Origin of the sequence: Tannerella forsythia (assembly GCF_001006485.1) — a bacterium.
GTDB classification, from domain to species: Bacteria; Bacteroidota; Bacteroidia; order Bacteroidales; family Tannerellaceae; genus Tannerella; species Tannerella forsythia.
On sequence record NZ_JUET01000082.1, the window covers coordinates 13418 to 28077 of the forward strand.

13 protein-coding genes are annotated in these 14660 nt (G+C 49.2%); 6 read left to right on the forward strand and 7 right to left on the reverse strand.

Translation table 11 applies throughout. The annotated features are described in order from the left end of the window. Positions 1 to 341 precede the first annotated feature (341 nt). Genes Tanf_RS08010 through fabD form a run of 5 tightly spaced genes read right to left on the reverse strand, consistent with a single transcriptional unit; the run spans position 342 to position 4118 of the window. Positions 342 to 920: a sugar O-acetyltransferase gene (locus Tanf_RS08010; protein ID WP_014226402.1), complete on the reverse strand. Its 579-nt coding sequence runs from the start codon at positions 918 to 920 to the stop codon at positions 342 to 344. After that, positions 910 to 2103, reverse strand: coding sequence for a class I SAM-dependent rRNA methyltransferase (locus tag Tanf_RS08015; RefSeq protein ID WP_046825500.1), 1194 nt, complete (start codon positions 2101 to 2103; stop codon positions 910 to 912). Before Tanf_RS08015 ends, Tanf_RS08010 begins: the two co-directional genes overlap by 11 nt. Beyond that, positions 2100 to 2696: a 3'-5' exonuclease gene (locus Tanf_RS08020; RefSeq protein ID WP_014226404.1), complete on the reverse strand. Its 597-nt coding sequence runs from the start codon at positions 2694 to 2696 to the stop codon at positions 2100 to 2102. The genes Tanf_RS08015 and Tanf_RS08020 overlap by 4 nt, the downstream gene beginning before the upstream one ends. After that, entirely contained in the window at positions 2693 to 3232 is a 540-nt protein-coding gene (locus Tanf_RS08025; protein ID WP_046825501.1) for a DUF5063 domain-containing protein, read from the reverse strand. Before Tanf_RS08025 ends, Tanf_RS08020 begins: the two co-directional genes overlap by 4 nt. A gap of 4 nt (positions 3233 to 3236) precedes the next feature. Beyond that, positions 3237 to 4118 (reverse strand): ACP S-malonyltransferase, encoded by an 882-nt coding sequence (fabD, locus tag Tanf_RS08030; RefSeq protein ID WP_014226406.1) that lies wholly within the window; start codon positions 4116 to 4118, stop codon positions 3237 to 3239. A gap of 130 nt (positions 4119 to 4248) precedes the next feature. Between fabD and Tanf_RS08035 the strand changes: the two genes are divergently transcribed. The 4 genes from Tanf_RS08035 to dnaB all read left to right on the forward strand — a co-directional run bounded on the left by Tanf_RS08035 (position 4249) and on the right by dnaB (position 9376). Continuing rightward, a complete protein-coding gene (locus tag Tanf_RS08035) occupies positions 4249 to 4446 on the forward strand; it encodes a Sec-independent protein translocase subunit TatA/TatB (RefSeq protein ID WP_014226407.1) in 198 nt (65 codons plus the stop codon). 15 nt (positions 4447 to 4461) lie between these two features. Further along, positions 4462 to 5313 (forward strand): twin-arginine translocase subunit TatC, encoded by an 852-nt coding sequence (tatC, locus tag Tanf_RS08040; protein ID WP_014226408.1) that lies wholly within the window; start codon positions 4462 to 4464, stop codon positions 5311 to 5313. Positions 5314 to 5506: 193 nt separating this feature from the next. Further along, entirely contained in the window at positions 5507 to 7744 is a 2238-nt protein-coding gene (locus Tanf_RS08045; RefSeq protein ID WP_140230647.1) for a transglycosylase domain-containing protein, read from the forward strand. Between the two features lie 96 nt (positions 7745 to 7840). Then, positions 7841 to 9376 carry a replicative DNA helicase gene (dnaB, locus tag Tanf_RS08050; RefSeq protein WP_014226410.1) on the forward strand — a complete coding sequence of 512 codons (1536 nt, stop codon included), beginning with the start codon at positions 7841 to 7843 and terminating at the stop codon, positions 9374 to 9376. Positions 9377 to 9394: 18 nt separating this feature from the next. On the opposite strand, the gene Tanf_RS08055 is transcribed toward dnaB, so the two are convergent. Both Tanf_RS08055 and ettA read right to left on the reverse strand, forming a co-directional pair. Further along, positions 9395 to 10039 carry a 3-keto-disaccharide hydrolase gene (locus Tanf_RS08055; RefSeq protein WP_046825502.1) on the reverse strand — a complete coding sequence of 215 codons (645 nt, stop codon included), beginning with the start codon at positions 10037 to 10039 and terminating at the stop codon, positions 9395 to 9397. A 39-nt stretch (positions 10040 to 10078) separates the two neighbouring features. Further along, a complete protein-coding gene (gene ettA / locus Tanf_RS08060) occupies positions 10079 to 11764 on the reverse strand; it encodes an energy-dependent translational throttle protein EttA (RefSeq protein ID WP_046825503.1) in 1686 nt (561 codons plus the stop codon). Positions 11765 to 12012: 248 nt separating this feature from the next. On the opposite strand from ettA, the gene purH reads away from it, so the two are divergent. Together purH and Tanf_RS08070 are read left to right on the forward strand one after the other, a co-directional pair. Then, positions 12013 to 13536, forward strand: a complete 1524-nt coding sequence (gene purH / locus Tanf_RS08065) for a bifunctional phosphoribosylaminoimidazolecarboxamide formyltransferase/IMP cyclohydrolase (protein ID WP_046825504.1) — start codon at positions 12013 to 12015, stop codon at positions 13534 to 13536. A gap of 37 nt (positions 13537 to 13573) precedes the next feature. Continuing rightward, entirely contained in the window at positions 13574 to 14593 is a 1020-nt protein-coding gene (locus tag Tanf_RS08070; RefSeq protein WP_014226415.1) for a rod shape-determining protein, read from the forward strand. Positions 14594 to 14660 lie beyond the last annotated feature (67 nt).

A 14660-nucleotide genomic window follows, 5' to 3' on the forward strand; every position in this document is an offset into this window, starting at 1 on the left:
AACTTTGCCTAAAAGATCACCAAAAAGAATACGTTCCTTTACAAAACGTGTATTACTCTACCATACGGTTTCGTGTGCAACCAATACACCCTCTACACTCCTACGCATCGATACGTAATTTTCATTTTTCGTTGTCATAACTCCCTTCATTTAAACTTTATATACAACGATCCGGGAATAAAAAAATTTAACAAAACTCACTCTTTTTATCTTTCTTACACAACAAGATTTGATTCTACCCCTGTCAGAACGATAAAACGCCCTGCCCAAAGAGAAAAATGCCATGGCAGAACGAAAAAACGCTCCGTCAGAGGCAAAAAAAGCCTTCCCCCTTCTTTTTTTTACGTCAGCCGACGGATAACACGGCAGGGATTGCCGACGGCCAATGAGTCGTCAGGGATATCTTGTGTTACGACGCTTCCGGCGCCGATCACGCAACGGTCGCCAATCGTAACGCCGGGACAGATCACGGTGCTGCCGCCGATCCAGCAGTCAGCCCCGACGGTAACGGGATAAGCATACTCCCTTCCCTCGCGCCGCAGGCGATAATCGAGTGGATGATGTGGCGTATAAATCTGCACGTTGGGAGCAATCAGCGTATGCGCGCCGATGCGGATATAAGCACCGTCGAGAAACGTACAGTTGGCATTGATAAAAACGTGCTCGCCGAGGATGATGCCGTGTCCGTGATCGCAATGAAACGGTGGGCAGATGACGGTCGAGGCAGGGATACCGGGGATCAACGCTTCGAGCACGGCTCGGTACCCGTCGTCGTAAGTCGACATCATACGCAGCTTTGCCAGCAGCTGCTTGGCATGCTTGAAACCGGCCTGCATGCCCGCATCCGAAAAATCCGGCCATTCGCCGTTGCGCATCTTCCGGATTTCGGCATTCGTCAGCGCCTGCTCTTTACTCCACATGCAGCACCAATCCTTTCAGATACTCCCCTTCGGGATGATAGATATTGACCGGATGATCGGCCGGCTGAGTCAACTGATGCAGAATCCGCACATGGCGTCCCGATTGCGCCGCCGCACTGAACACGGCCAGCCGGAAATCGTTGCGGCTGACCACCTGCGAGCAGGAGAAAGTAAACAAAAGGCCGTTGGGACGAATCTTTTCAAACGCAAGCGCGTTGAGTTTGCGATACCCCTGCAAGGCATTGCGAAGCACGTCGCGATGCTTGGCAAATGCGGGCGGATCGAGGATGATCAGATCGTACAAATCGCCCGCTCGGTCAAGATAATCGAACGCATCTTCGGCAAACGCTTCGTGACGCAGATCGTCCGGGAAGTTCAACGCCACGTTCTCTTTCGTCAGCGATATGGCCTTGGCCGAGCTGTCGACCGAATGCACAACCCGTGCGCCTCCCTGCATGGCGTATGCTGAAAATCCGCCCGTATAACAAAACATATTCAGCACCGAGCGTTCCCGCGCATACTGTTCAACCAGCCGGCGGCTCTCGCGCTGATCGATAAAAAAGCCTGTTTTCTGCCCCTTCTCCCAGTCCACACGAAACTTCAGCCCGTTCTCGACGGCGATATGCGCTTCCGTCCGATGCCCACCGTACAGATACCCGTCCATCGAATCGAGACCGGCTTTATAAGGCAACGTCCCTTCCGACTTGTAATAAATATGATGAATCACCTCGCCGAGCACTTCACGCAGCGCCTCGGCGATCTCCTTTCGCAGATGATGCATCCCCACGGAATGTGCCTGCATCACCGCCGTGTCGCCATATATATCGATCACGAGGCCGGGCAGACGGTCGCCCTCTCCGTAAACGAGACGATACGTGTTGTTGTCGGCGCGGCCTGCCAGCCCGAGCATCCGACGCACCCGGCAGGCCGTCCGTATCCGTTCCGTCCAAAACGCATGATCGATCGACACCGGCTCGAGCGAGAGCAAACGCACGGCAATGCTTCCGATCTGATAGTGTCCGATACCGAGGAAAGACCGCCCGGCACTGTACACTTCGACCAAGTCGCCTTCACTCGGTTTCCCTTCGATATGAGCAATGGCACCGGAGAAAATCCACGGATGAAAACGCAGCACCGATTCCTCCTTCTTCGGCTTAAGGTAGATTTTACAGTATGATGTCATGATTCTTCGGATTTCAACAGTTGATAGATGCGCAGACAAGCCCACGCGTCAAGCGCGGCGTAATTCTGCTGGGCGTCCGTCAGAATATCGGCATCCCAATTCGTAAGACGTGTACGTTTCGAGATTTTTTTCCCGAACAGAATCGCGTAGATTTTTTGCAGGCTCGCCTCTTCGATGCCATACGAAGGCATGATTTTCTGCAAGTCGATAAAGCCCGCCGGTCTGAGGTCTTTGACGCGCTCGCGCATCATGTGGAAGTCGTCCGGTAACGACAACCCGATTTTCGTAATCCGTTCGTCTTTCAAAAACGCAATCAATGGTTCAGGGATGCCTCCCAGATGATTAAGCCTGAAAAGATAGCAGACATTTTCGGTCGAGAGTTGCATAAGTGCGACTTTGTGATGCTGATTTTTTTTGAAGCTCGGGCGTGTTTCCGTATCAAATCCCACACAACGGCTTGCCGACAGGATACGAACAGCCTGCCCGACCTCCTCAGGGCGATCTACCACGACGATATGCCCCGGAAACGACTCCACAGGCAACGTCACAATTTCTTCTTTCGTAATTTTCGAAAGGTTCGGAGTATACGTCATACCGTCTGTTCTGTCAGGTACATATCTTCGTTATACCGCACGGCATGGAGCGCCTTCAAGGCGTTGAGGAGCGATTGTCCCCAGTACATCCGGAAATTCTCCGTACAGAGTGCCAGCGACAGACGCATCGTTTCTTCATAGCCCTGCCGGAAGAGCGAAACGAAGTTACCGAGGTCCTGATACATGTCGGACAGGTTTTCGGAAATAAACGCCGCAACAGGCGTATCGCTGTATTGCATGTCGGGCACAAAAGTCTCCAGATACGTATCGTATTCGCCCAGCAGCGCAGCGAGGCGATCGCGGAGGGCATGATACGTCTCTTCTGTGACGAAGTGCAAGACTTCGGCATCGTCATCCGCCTCCGTATCGGGCAGCAGCGTTGCTTTCAAATAAAGTAGAGGAAGCAACTTGGTCGCCTTGTCGACAAAGGCCGGCAAGTCATGCCCGACGGATTCCATCCACGAGCAAAACTCGAACGCCACGGTAACAAATTCCAGCGTATTCTTGTCGTAAACCGGGTTGCTTCCCTTCTCCATCGGATTATTGTTTTCCTTCGGTTGCAACGTTACCGCTTATTTTCTTGATCAGTCCCTGCAACACGTTACCTGGCCCCAGTTCGACGAAACGCGTAGCGCCGTCGGCCACCATGTTTTGCACGGTCTGTGTCCAGCGCACGGGCGAGGTAAGTTGAGCGACAAGGTTTTTGCGGATCACGTCCGGATCGGTTTGCGGACGGGCGTCCACATTCTGATAGACCGGGCAAACAGGCTTGCTGAATGCGGTTGATTCAATCGCCTCGGCCAGCTCGGCACGTGCCGGCTCCATCAGCGGCGAGTGGAATGCTCCGCCTACCTTCAGCTTGAGCACACGTTTCGCGCCGGCAGCCGTTAACTTCTCGCATGCCGCATCAATACCGGCCATGCTCCCGGAAATCACGATCTGCCCCGGGCAGTTATAATTGGCGCAGACCACGACTTCACCCGTAATCTCAGCGCATATTTTTTCGACGATCTCATCCGGCAGTCCAATCACGGCAGCCATCGTCGACGGCGTCAGCTCACACGCCTTCTGCATGGCTTGCGCCCGTTCTGAAACCAGTTTCAGACCATCTTCAAACGACAATGCCTGCGCTGCTACGAGTGCAGAGAACTCACCTAAGGAATGTCCGGCCGTCATATCGGGTTGAAAGTCGGCTCCCAACGTGCGGGCCAAAATAACCGAATGCAGAAAAACAGCCGGTTGAGTAACTTTCGTCTGTTTCAAATCCTCATCCGTTCCGGCAAACATCAGATCCGTAATACGGAACCCGAGAATGGCATTCGCCTGTTCAAAAAGTTCTTTAGCAAGAGGGTTCTGATCATACAGATCTTTTCCCATTCCAACGAATTGTGCCCCTTGTCCGGGGAATACGTACGCATTCATAACAAATTCTTCTCTTTTATTTTTAGATGCTGCAAAAGTAATAAATTTAGTAAAAAGGATCGTCGAATCATTTTCAAATTGTATCTTTGCCTTCCGGACAAAACGAATTATTAATTTTATTTATTTACATATGAACCTGTTATTGTTTTTGGGAAATTTAGGTACCGGTGAAATCATCATTATTGCCATCATCGTTTTATTACTCTTCGGTGGGAAAAAGATTCCCGAACTGATGAAAGGGTTGGGCAAAGGCATTCGGAACTTCAAAGACGGAGTCAAAGGTATTGAAGACGATATCAATTTGAACGACACGGACACGACAAAATAAAAGCACGCAATAAACATGTCACAGCTAAATGACGAAATGTCTTTCTGGGATCACCTGGAAGCACTTCGGTGGACTCTGTTTCGCTGCATTTTGGCTCTTTTTGTTTTTACGATTGCTTCTTTCTCCGTGATGCGTTATCTATTCGATCATGTTATCATGGCTCCTTGTTACGGCGATTTTGCCACCTACCGGCTGATGTGTAAGGTGACGTCGAGCGTATCGTTCCTGCCGGACTTTTGTGATTCGGCTTTTAAGGTAAACATCGTCAACATCAAACTGGCTACACAGTTTTTCACGCACATGTCTTCTTCTTTCTGGCTGGCATTGCTTCTGACGTTTCCTTATTTAGTGTATGAGGTCTGGAAGTTTATTCGTCCTGCGCTCTACGAGAATGAGATGAAAAGTGTTCGGTGGGTTTTTTCGTTCGGGACTCTGATGTTTTTTATCGGATGCAGCGTAGGGTATTTTATCGTGTTCCCGATGACGCTGCGCTTTTTGGCAACTTATGAGTTGAGTACGGCTATCACGGAGCAGGTTTCGCTCGAATCGTATATGGACAATTTTCTGATGATGATCTTCATCATGGGCCTTGTTTTTGAGATGCCGTTGCTGTCGTGGCTGCTTTCGCAAATAGGCATTTTGAACCGCTCGTTCTTCCGTACCTATCGGCGTTATGCCATCGTGGGTTTATTGGTGGCGGCAGCGTTTATTACTCCCAGTGGTGATCCGTTCACCCTGTCGCTTGTCTTCTTCCCCTTGTACAGCTTGTATGAGTTGAGCGCTTTCTTTGTCAAAAAAGCTCCGGAAGAAGCGGGAGATGATTCGGATGAGCTGCTGTCGGCAATACCTGCCGAAAAAGATTTGTAATGCAATGACAAAAGAGAAAATCAAAACGATCCTGCCCAAAGCGATTGCCGGCTATCGCAAAACATCGGCATGGATAAGTCGCAAACTGCATTTGACGCCGAAGCGACGCAACTATCTGATCACCACACTTTGGTCGCTGACAGGGGTGTTTATTTTTGTAAGTGTCCTTGTCTTTATAACCATCGGAAAAGGAATGATCGGTTATGTTCCTCCTATCGAACAGTTGGAAAACCCGATCGACCGTTATGCGACACAGGTCATCTCGTCCGACGGTAAGATGCTGGGCAGCTACTCGTACGGCAAGGATAATCGCATCTATGTCAGCTATAACGATTTGTCTCCCGAACTCGTCAAGGCATTGATTGCGACGGAAGATGTTCGTTTTACGAAGCATTGTGGCATTGATGTACGCGGTCTGTTTCGCGCCGTTGTCAAACGTGGCTTGCTGATGCAAAAAAGCGGCGGCGGCGGCAGTACGATCACTCAGCAGTTAGCCAAACAACTGTTTTCTCCTCGTGTGGAAAATCTAAGCGAACGTTTGTTGCAAAAACCGATCGAATGGGTGATTGCCGTACGTTTGGAGCGTTACTATACAAAGGAAGAAATCATCAATATGTATCTGAACAAGTTCGATTTTCTTCACAATGCCGTAGGCATTCAGTCCGCTGCCCGTGTTTATTTCGGACAGACACCGAAAACCTTGAAAGTGGAAGAAGCAGCTACCCTTGTGGGGATGTGCAAAAACCCCTCGTACTACAATCCGGTTCGTCATAAGGAGCGTACGCGCAATCGCCGCAATACGGTGCTCCGTCAGATGAAAAAGGCCGGATACCTTGATGCGGCTGCATACGATTCGTTATGCGCTATCCCCCTCGAACTGCATTTCACACGGATGGATCATAGCGAAGGGCCAGCACGCTATTTTCGTGAATATCTCCGTCTGATGCTTACGGCAAAAAAACCGATACGAAGCGATTATGCGGCATGGCAATCACAAAAATTTTCGGACGATTCGCTGGCATGGGAAACCAACCCGTTGTATGGCTGGTGCAATAAAAACAGAAAAGCCAACGGTGAACCGTATAATATCTATACCGACGGATTGAAAGTCTATACGACGATCGATTCGCACATGCAGCAATATGCCGAGGAAGTCGTGGTCGAACATTTGAGCCAGACCTTGCAGCCGGCCTTTTTCAAAGAAAAGAAAGGACGTGATTATGCACCTTTTTCTCAACGTGTTTCCAAAGAACAGCGGGAAGAAATGCTGACGCGCGCCATGGTGCAAAGCGATCGCTACCGTACAATGAAAAACGCCGGTAAGTCGGACCATGAGATTAAGAAGAGTTTTGAAACACCGGTCGATATGCAAGTCTTCAGTTGGTCGGGAACGATCGACACCACCCTGACTCCGATGGATTCGATACGTTATTACAAAAGTTTTCTGCGTACAGCCTTTATGGCTATGGACCCGCGAACCGGATATGTAAAAGCTTACGTAGGCGGGATCGACTACAATTACTTTAAATACGACATGATTTCGACCGGCAGACGTCAGATCGGGTCGACCATGAAGCCTTTCCTGTATTCACTGGCCGTCATCGAAGGAGTTGATCCTTGCGATAAAATGCGACATGTTCAACAGATACTCGTCGATGAAAACGGTAAGGAATGGGCTCCTAAAAATACGGGAGCCAAACATATCGGTGAAGAAGTGACCATTCAATGGGGGTTACAAAACTCATCGAACTGGGTAACAGCATATCTGATGAAACAACTGTCTCCTTACATGCTGGTACGACTGTTGCGTTCGTACGGCATGAAAGGACATATCGACCCGGTCGTTTCGATGTGTTTGGGTACACCCGATATTTCCGTCAGCGAAATGGTAAGCGGATACAGCGTTTTTCCGAACAAGGGGATTCGCGTCGAACCGCTTTACGTGACCCGTATCGAAGATTCGTACGGCAATACGATCGCTTCGTTCTCGGCACAAGTCAACGAAGTACTGTCCGAAGAAGCCTCGTACAAGATGATCGGTATGTTGCGTAGCGTAGTAGATGGCGGTACGGGAAGCCGGTTGCGCTTCCGATATGGTATACGTGCCCCCATGGGTGGCAAAACCGGCACGACACAGAACAACTCCGACGGCTGGTTTATGGGATTTACCCCCAGCCTCGTAGCCGGATGCTGGGTGGGCGGTGAAGACCGTTCGATCCACTTCGACAGGATGAGTGAGGGACAAGGCGCTTCGATGGCCTTACCTGTTTTTGCTTTGTTCATGCAGAAGGTGTATGCCGATAAAACATTGGGATATTCGGAAACGGAAAACTTTGATGTACCGTCGCAATATGCCGTATCGTGCGGTTCTTCAAAAGATAACAAGAGTCAGGAAAACGAGGCAACCGGATTCGACGACTTTTTTAACTGATCGATGTTAATAACCTTGTTATAAATTCTCTTTTTTCAGGGCCTCCGTCTGCCTGAAAACTTGTATTTTTGAGGCCCGAATTATCAAAAACAAGACATGGCAGAAGGACAAAAGAAAAATGCGACACGGAAGAAACCCGCCGTCGTACAAGTCTCCGATGTGGGAAGATTACAGCCGCAGGCTCGCGATCTTGAAGCGGCTATCCTTGGAGCGTTGATGCTTGAAAAGGAGGCATTCTTCAAAGTAAACGAGACACTTAAACCCGAGAGTTTTTATGAAAAAGCCCACGAGCTGATTTATCAGGCGATTTTAGATTTAGCCGCCCGTCAGCAACCCATCGATATGCTAACCGTTGTGGAACAGTTGAAAAAAAACGGCGATCTGGAAACGGTCGGAGGACCGCTCTACATCTCGCGCTTAACCGAAAACATAGCCAGTACGGTGCATCTGGAATACCATGCGCAGATCGTCGCACAGAAATATTTAGCACGTGAATTGATCCGCTATACCGGTATGATTCAAGGGAAAGCATTCGATGAGACGGTCGAGATCAAAGAATTGATGCAGGAGGCGGAAGGTGAACTTTTCAGAATCTCCCAACAAAATATCAAGAATGAAGCGACGCAAATCGATCCGGTGATCAAACAAGCCCGCGAGTTATTAGAAAAAGCAGCCAACCGGGAAGAAAATCTGAGCGGTTTGGCAAGTGGTTTTACATACTTGGATAAAATCACATCGGGCTGGCAAAACTCCGACCTAGTGATTATTGCCGCTCGTCCGGCGATGGGTAAAACGGCTTTTGTGCTTTCAATGGCCAAAAACATGGCGCTCAATTTCAACATTCCCGTTGCAATGTTTTCGCTCGAAATGAGCAATGTGCAACTTGTGAACCGTCTGATCGTAAACGTATGTGAATTATCCGGCGAGAAAATCAAAAGCGGGCGATTGGAAAAGTACGAATGGGAACAGCTCGAATATAAAATCAAAGATTTATACGGTGCCCCGATTTATGTGGATGACACCCCCAGCCTTTCCATTTTCGAACTACGTACCAAAGCGCGACGTTTAGTACGTGAACATGGGATTCAATGTATCTTCATCGATTACCTGCAGCTGATGAACGCCAGCGGTATGAACTTCGGCAGCCGTGAGCAGGAAGTGAGCACCATCTCCCGGTCATTGAAAGGGCTGGCCAAGGAACTCAAGATTCCGATCATTGCCTTGTCGCAATTAAACCGTGGGGTCGAATCGCGTCAGGGAATCGAAGGAAAACGCCCGCAATTAGCCGACTTGCGTGAGTCGGGAGCCATCGAACAAGATGCCGATATGGTATGCTTCATCCACCGTCCGGAATATTACAAAATCTTTGAAGACGAAAAAGGAAACGACCTGCGCGGTCTGGCCGAAATCATCATCGCAAAGCACCGTAATGGCGCCACAGGCGATGTCCGTCTGCGTTTCAAAAGCGAATTTGCGAAGTTTATGAATCTGGACGAAGATCTGGCTGCAAAGGAATATGCGTCGAGCATGAACCAGATCGATCATACGGGAGAGAAAAAAGATATCTCTCCGTATAGACCGAATGTCGAAGACTTTCTTTCCGTGCCGTCGGAGAGTCCCTATCCCTTCTGACCGGAGTGAGGCTAAGTCTCAACCGGCCGGAGTTACCTTCACGGTACGGAACTGGATCAGGCCGCCTTCGCTTTGCAGACCGAGATAGCCTTCTTTCACATTACTCGTTCCGGTGTTCTGCAACAGATCGTTAATGTACACTTTGATAACACCATTTTTAACATCGATTTTGGCTCTGTTCCATTCTCCGACAGGTTTTTCGTTCGAGTCGGCACGTTTTTTAACGACCGGAAATTTCGGACGTTCTTCACCTGCCGGTTGTTTATACTCTGCAAGATCAGCGCCTTCGAGCAGAATAAAGTCACCGGCATCACCGGCATGCAACTGGCATTCGATACCGTTCGGGAACGGAGTCTTCGGATCACTGATCATCAGGAAAATTCCGCTGTTCGAAGGCTTATCAACCCACGCCCATTCGACCTCCAACGTAAAGTCGGCATACTTCTTTTTCGTGTACATATAGCCGAACGGGTTACCTTGAATAAGGATGACACCATCCTGCACGGAAAACACGTCTTCGGCCGGTGTATTTCCGTCAGCTACTACAAAGTTCCAATTCGACAAGTCACTGCCGTTGAACAAAATTTCCGTTTGTGCATGGCTGCTTCCTGCGGTCATACACGCCGCCACGATCACGGACAGCAAAAAATTTTTACGTTTCATGATAGAATAAATATAAAATAGAGATGATACGATCACAGATTATTTGACTAACTGCCTATATCTAATTCGCTTAGGTTCGGTAAAGCCGACCTGCCTGCGCTTGTATTCTTCGTAATCCGAATAACTGCCTTCGTAAAAGACGACTTCCGAGTTCCCCTCAAACGAAAGAATATGGGTGCAGATACGGTCGAGAAACCAACGGTCGTGTGAGATGACAACAGCGCAGCCGGCAAAGTTCTCCAAGCCTTCTTCCAACGCGCGGAGCGTATTCACATCGATATCGTTCGTCGGCTCGTCAAGCAGCAGCACATTGGCTTCGGCTTTCAGAGCAAGCGCCAGATGCAATCGGTTGCGTTCGCCTCCCGACAGCACGCCGCACAACTTCTCCTGATCGGCTCCGGCGAAATTGAATCGGGAAAGGTAAGCCCTCGAATTGATTTCTTTTCCGCCGACACGTATAAAATCATTTCCGCCCGAGACCACCTGATACACAGATTTATTCGAGTCAATATCCTTGTGCGTCTGATCGACGTATCCGACTTTGACCGTCTCGCCGACTTCAAACTCGCCCTTATCGATGGTTTCCTGCCCCATAATCATCTTAAAAAGAGTCGTCTTTCCGGCACCGTTCGGTCCGATGACTCCCACGATACCGTTAGGCGGCAGCATGAAGTTGAGACTGTCGAACAGTAATTTATCTCCGAATGCTTTGGCTACATCATGCGCTTCGATCACCTTATTACCCAAACGAGGACCGTTCGGAATAAATATTTCGAGCTTCGTTTCACGCTCCTTCTGGTCTTCGTTTAGCAACGATTCATAGGAGTTCAGACGCGCTTTCCCTTTTGCCTGACGGGCCTTCGGCGCCATGCGTATCCATTCCAGCTCGCGTTCAAGCGTCTTCCGGCGTTTGCTCGCTTGCTTTTCCTCCTGCGCCATACGTTGTGTCTTCTGATCGAGCCACGACGAGTAGTTGCCTTTCCACGGAATTCCTTCCCCCCGGTCAAGTTCGAGAATCCATCCGGCTACATGGTCGAGGAAATAACGGTCGTGTGTGATGCAAATCACCGTGCCCGCGTATTGTTGCAGGTGCTGTTCGAGCCAGTCGATCGATTCGGCGTCGAGGTGGTTCGTCGGCTCGTCGAGCAGAAGCACGTCCGGCTGTTGTAACAGCAGACGGCACAACGCCACACGGCGGCGCTCACCTCCTGACAACGTATCGACAACCTGATCTTCAGGCGGGCAGCGAAGGGCGTCCATCGCACGTTCGAGTTTGCTGTCGAGGTTCCATGCGTCCATCGCATCGATCTTATCCTGAAGCTCCGCCTGACGGTTCATCAGCGCCTCCATCTTATCCGAATTTTCAAGCACCTCCGGATCCCCGAATTTTTCATTTACCTCTTCAAACTCTTTCAGCAAGTCGACCGTTTCCCGTACCCCTTCCTGCACAATTTCTTTGACGGTCTTACCGGCTTCAAGATGTGGGTCCTGCTCCAGATAACCGACTGTATAACCGGGCGAAAAAACGACCTCGCCCAAAAAGTCCTTATCAAGCCCGGCAATAATTTTCAACAATGTCGACTTTCCGGAACCGTTCAAACCGATTATCCCAATTTTGGCTCCGTAAAAAAACGAAAGGTAAATGTTCTTCAGCACTTGTTTTTGCGGCGGAAAAATTTTGCTTACTCCCACCATCGAAAAAATAATTTTCTTGTCGTCAGCCATATTTTTAGCAGTATTGTTTATGATAGGGCAAAGATAAAAAAAGTTTCCGAATAAGCTGAAAACCCACAAATGCGGCAAGTATAGAAAGATGTTTCATATCATTTTTGAAATCCGAGGAAGAATGATAACATATATTTTGACTATTTTCTACGCTTTTTCCACCTTCATTATGGTGCTATATGAAAATAAATCAATATTTTTGTGCGACTTTTTCGAAAAACAGAAAAAGGTAGAGGCCAATTAGTAGAATGACAGACAGTAGAAAAATTAAACGAGCGCTAGTCTCGGTATATCATAAAGACGGATTAGACGATATTTTAAAAAAGCTTCATCATGAGGGGGTCGAATTTGTATCAACGGGTGGTACGCAAGGTTTTATTGAGTCGTTAGGGCTTCCTTGCGAAGCGGTAGAGACCTTGACGGGCTACCCTTCCATTCTGGGCGGACGCGTAAAGACGCTTCATCCTAAAATTTTGGGGGGAATCCTGGCGCGTCGTGAGCAAGAAGAAGACCGTCAACAACTTTCGCAATACGAAATACCCAGTATCGATCTGGTGATCGTAGACTTGTATCCGTTCGAAGAAACGGTGGCATCGGGAGCCGATGTAGAAGCGATTATCGAAAAGATTGACATCGGCGGTATTTCGTTGATCCGCGGAGCTGCGAAGAATTTCCGAGATGTGGTAATTATTGCTTCCAAAGCACAATATAAACCGTTCATGCACCTGCTCGACGAGAAAGGAGCGCAAACAACGATCGAAGACAGACGATGGTTTGCGAAAGAAGCTTTTGCCGTTTCGTCTGCTTACGATACGGCGATCTTCCGCTATTTCGACGGAGACGAATATTCAGCGTTCCGAGGCACTTTCGATGAGGCCAAACGGATGCGTTACGGTGAGAATCCGCATCAAAAAGGAGTATTTATCGGAAAATTCGACGCACTGTTCGATCAGTTGCACGGTAAAGAGATTTCATATAATAATCTGCTGGATATCGATGCGGCCGTGTCACTCATCGACGAATTTGACGAACCGACTTTCGCCATCCTCAAACACACGAATGCGTGTGGCATAGCCTCACGCCCGACTCTGCTTCAGGCATGGACGGATGCACTGGCAGGCGATCCCGTTTCAGCTTTCGGAGGTATCCTCGTGACAAACGAAGTCATCGACCGCGAAACGGCCGAAGAAATCAACAAAATTTTCTTCGAAGTCATTCTTGCACCCGATTACATGACGGATGCGCTTGACATACTGAAACAGAAAAAAAACCGCATCATTCTGCTGCGAAAACAAAAAGAACAGCAAACGGAACAATTCCGCTCGCTATTGAACGGAGTGCTCATACAGAGCCGCGACCTGAGCATTCAAACGGTAGCAGACCTCGAACCGATGACCTACGAGATACCGGACGAACGCGAGAAAACAGACCTCTTGTTTGCCAACAAGATCGTGAAGCATAGCAAATCAAACGCCATCACGCTGGTCAAGAACAAGCAGCTTTGCGCCAACGGCGTAGGACAGACTTCGCGCGTAGACGCGTTGAAACAAGCCGTTGAAAAAGCGAAGCGCTTCGGTTTCGACCTGCAAGGCGCCGTCATGGCTTCGGACGCCTATTTCCCTTTCCCCGACTGCGTGGAAATTGCAGACAAAGCCGGCATCACCGCGGTAATACAACCCGGAGGATCGGTCAACGACCATCTTTCGGTCGAGTATTGCAATGCACACAAAATGAAAATGGTGAGGACCGGTGTCCGCCATTTCAAACATTAAAAATAACATTTAAAAGATATTAAAAAGATAACGAGATATGGGATTATTCTCTTTCACACAGGAAATAGCCGTCGATCTGGGTACAGCCAATACCATCATTGTTTGCGACGGTAAAATCGTAGTGGATGCGCCTTCCGTCGTCGCGCTGGACCGGCGGACCGACAAGGTGCTCGCCGTCGGAGAGACGGCACGACAGATGCATGGAAAAACGCACGAAAACATACGGACGGTTCGTCCGTTGCGCGACGGAGTGATCGCCGATTTTTACGCTGCCGAGCAGATGATCCGGGGTATGATCAAAATGATCAAGTTCAAGAACCGCTGGTTTTCTCCGCCGCTCCGCATTGTCGTATGTATTCCTTCAGGCAGTACGGAAGTGGAAATCCGCGCCGTACGTGACTCATCCGAGCGCGCCAGCGCACGCGACGTATACATGATTTACGAACCGATGGCCGCCGCTTTGGGGATCGGTATCGATGTGGAAGCGCCCGAGGGCAATATGATCGTCGATATAGGCGGCGGAACGACGGAAATCGCCGTGATCTCACTGGGCGGAATCGTATCGAACAAATCGATACGAATAGCCGGCGATGACCTGACAGCCGACATTATGGAATACATGCGTCGCCAGCATAACATGAAAGTGGGAGAAAGCACGGCCGAGATGATCAAAATCAATGTCGGCTCAGTCTTGACATCGCTCGAAAACCCACCCGAAGATTTCGTCGTGCACGGTCCGAACCAAATGACAGCCCTGCCGATGGAAGTACCAATCTCGTATCAGGAGATTGCACATTGCCTTGACAAATCCATCTCGAAGATGGAAGCTGCGATCCTGAGTGCATTGGAACAAACCCCCCCCGAACTGTATGCCGACATTGTGCGTAACGGCATCTATCTGGCCGGCGGAGGCGCTTTGATGAGAGGACTCGACAAGCGATTGACAGATAAGATCAATATTCCTTTCCATGTCGCAGACGACCCGTTACATGCCGTGGCTAAAGGTACCGGTATTGCATTGAAGAATATAGACAAATTCAAATTCCTGATTAAATAAGCACGTTCAGGCATGCCACACATTCGGCATGCCTGAACTGCGAAAACGTACAGACGAATACTTGTTC

What these genes read in the sequence shown, in the direction of transcription:
- Tanf_RS08010 (WP_014226402.1), bottom strand. Translation starts at nt 920, where the DNA reads ATGTGGAGTAAAGAGCAGGCGCTGACGAATGCCGAAATCCGGAAGATG.
- Tanf_RS08015 (WP_046825500.1), bottom strand. Translation starts at nt 2,103, where the DNA reads ATGACATCATACTGTAAAATCTACCTTAAGCCGAAGAAGGAGGAATCG.
- Tanf_RS08020 (WP_014226404.1), bottom strand. Translation starts at nt 2,696, where the DNA reads ATGACGTATACTCCGAACCTTTCGAAAATTACGAAAGAAGAAATTGTG.
- Tanf_RS08025 (WP_046825501.1), bottom strand. Translation starts at nt 3,232, where the DNA reads ATGGAGAAGGGAAGCAACCCGGTTTACGACAAGAATACGCTGGAATTT.
- fabD (WP_014226406.1), bottom strand. Translation starts at nt 4,118, where the DNA reads ATGAATGCGTACGTATTCCCCGGACAAGGGGCACAATTCGTTGGAATG.
- Tanf_RS08035 (WP_014226407.1), top strand. Translation starts at nt 4,249, where the DNA reads ATGAACCTGTTATTGTTTTTGGGAAATTTAGGTACCGGTGAAATCATC.
- tatC (WP_014226408.1), top strand. Translation starts at nt 4,462, where the DNA reads ATGTCACAGCTAAATGACGAAATGTCTTTCTGGGATCACCTGGAAGCA.
- Tanf_RS08045 (WP_140230647.1), top strand. Translation starts at nt 5,507, where the DNA reads ATGATCGGTTATGTTCCTCCTATCGAACAGTTGGAAAACCCGATCGAC.
- dnaB (WP_014226410.1), top strand. Translation starts at nt 7,841, where the DNA reads ATGGCAGAAGGACAAAAGAAAAATGCGACACGGAAGAAACCCGCCGTC.
- Tanf_RS08055 (WP_046825502.1), bottom strand. Translation starts at nt 10,039, where the DNA reads ATGAAACGTAAAAATTTTTTGCTGTCCGTGATCGTGGCGGCGTGTATG.
- ettA (WP_046825503.1), bottom strand. Translation starts at nt 11,764, where the DNA reads ATGGCTGACGACAAGAAAATTATTTTTTCGATGGTGGGAGTAAGCAAA.
- purH (WP_046825504.1), top strand. Translation starts at nt 12,013, where the DNA reads ATGACAGACAGTAGAAAAATTAAACGAGCGCTAGTCTCGGTATATCAT.
- Tanf_RS08070 (WP_014226415.1), top strand. Translation starts at nt 13,574, where the DNA reads ATGGGATTATTCTCTTTCACACAGGAAATAGCCGTCGATCTGGGTACA.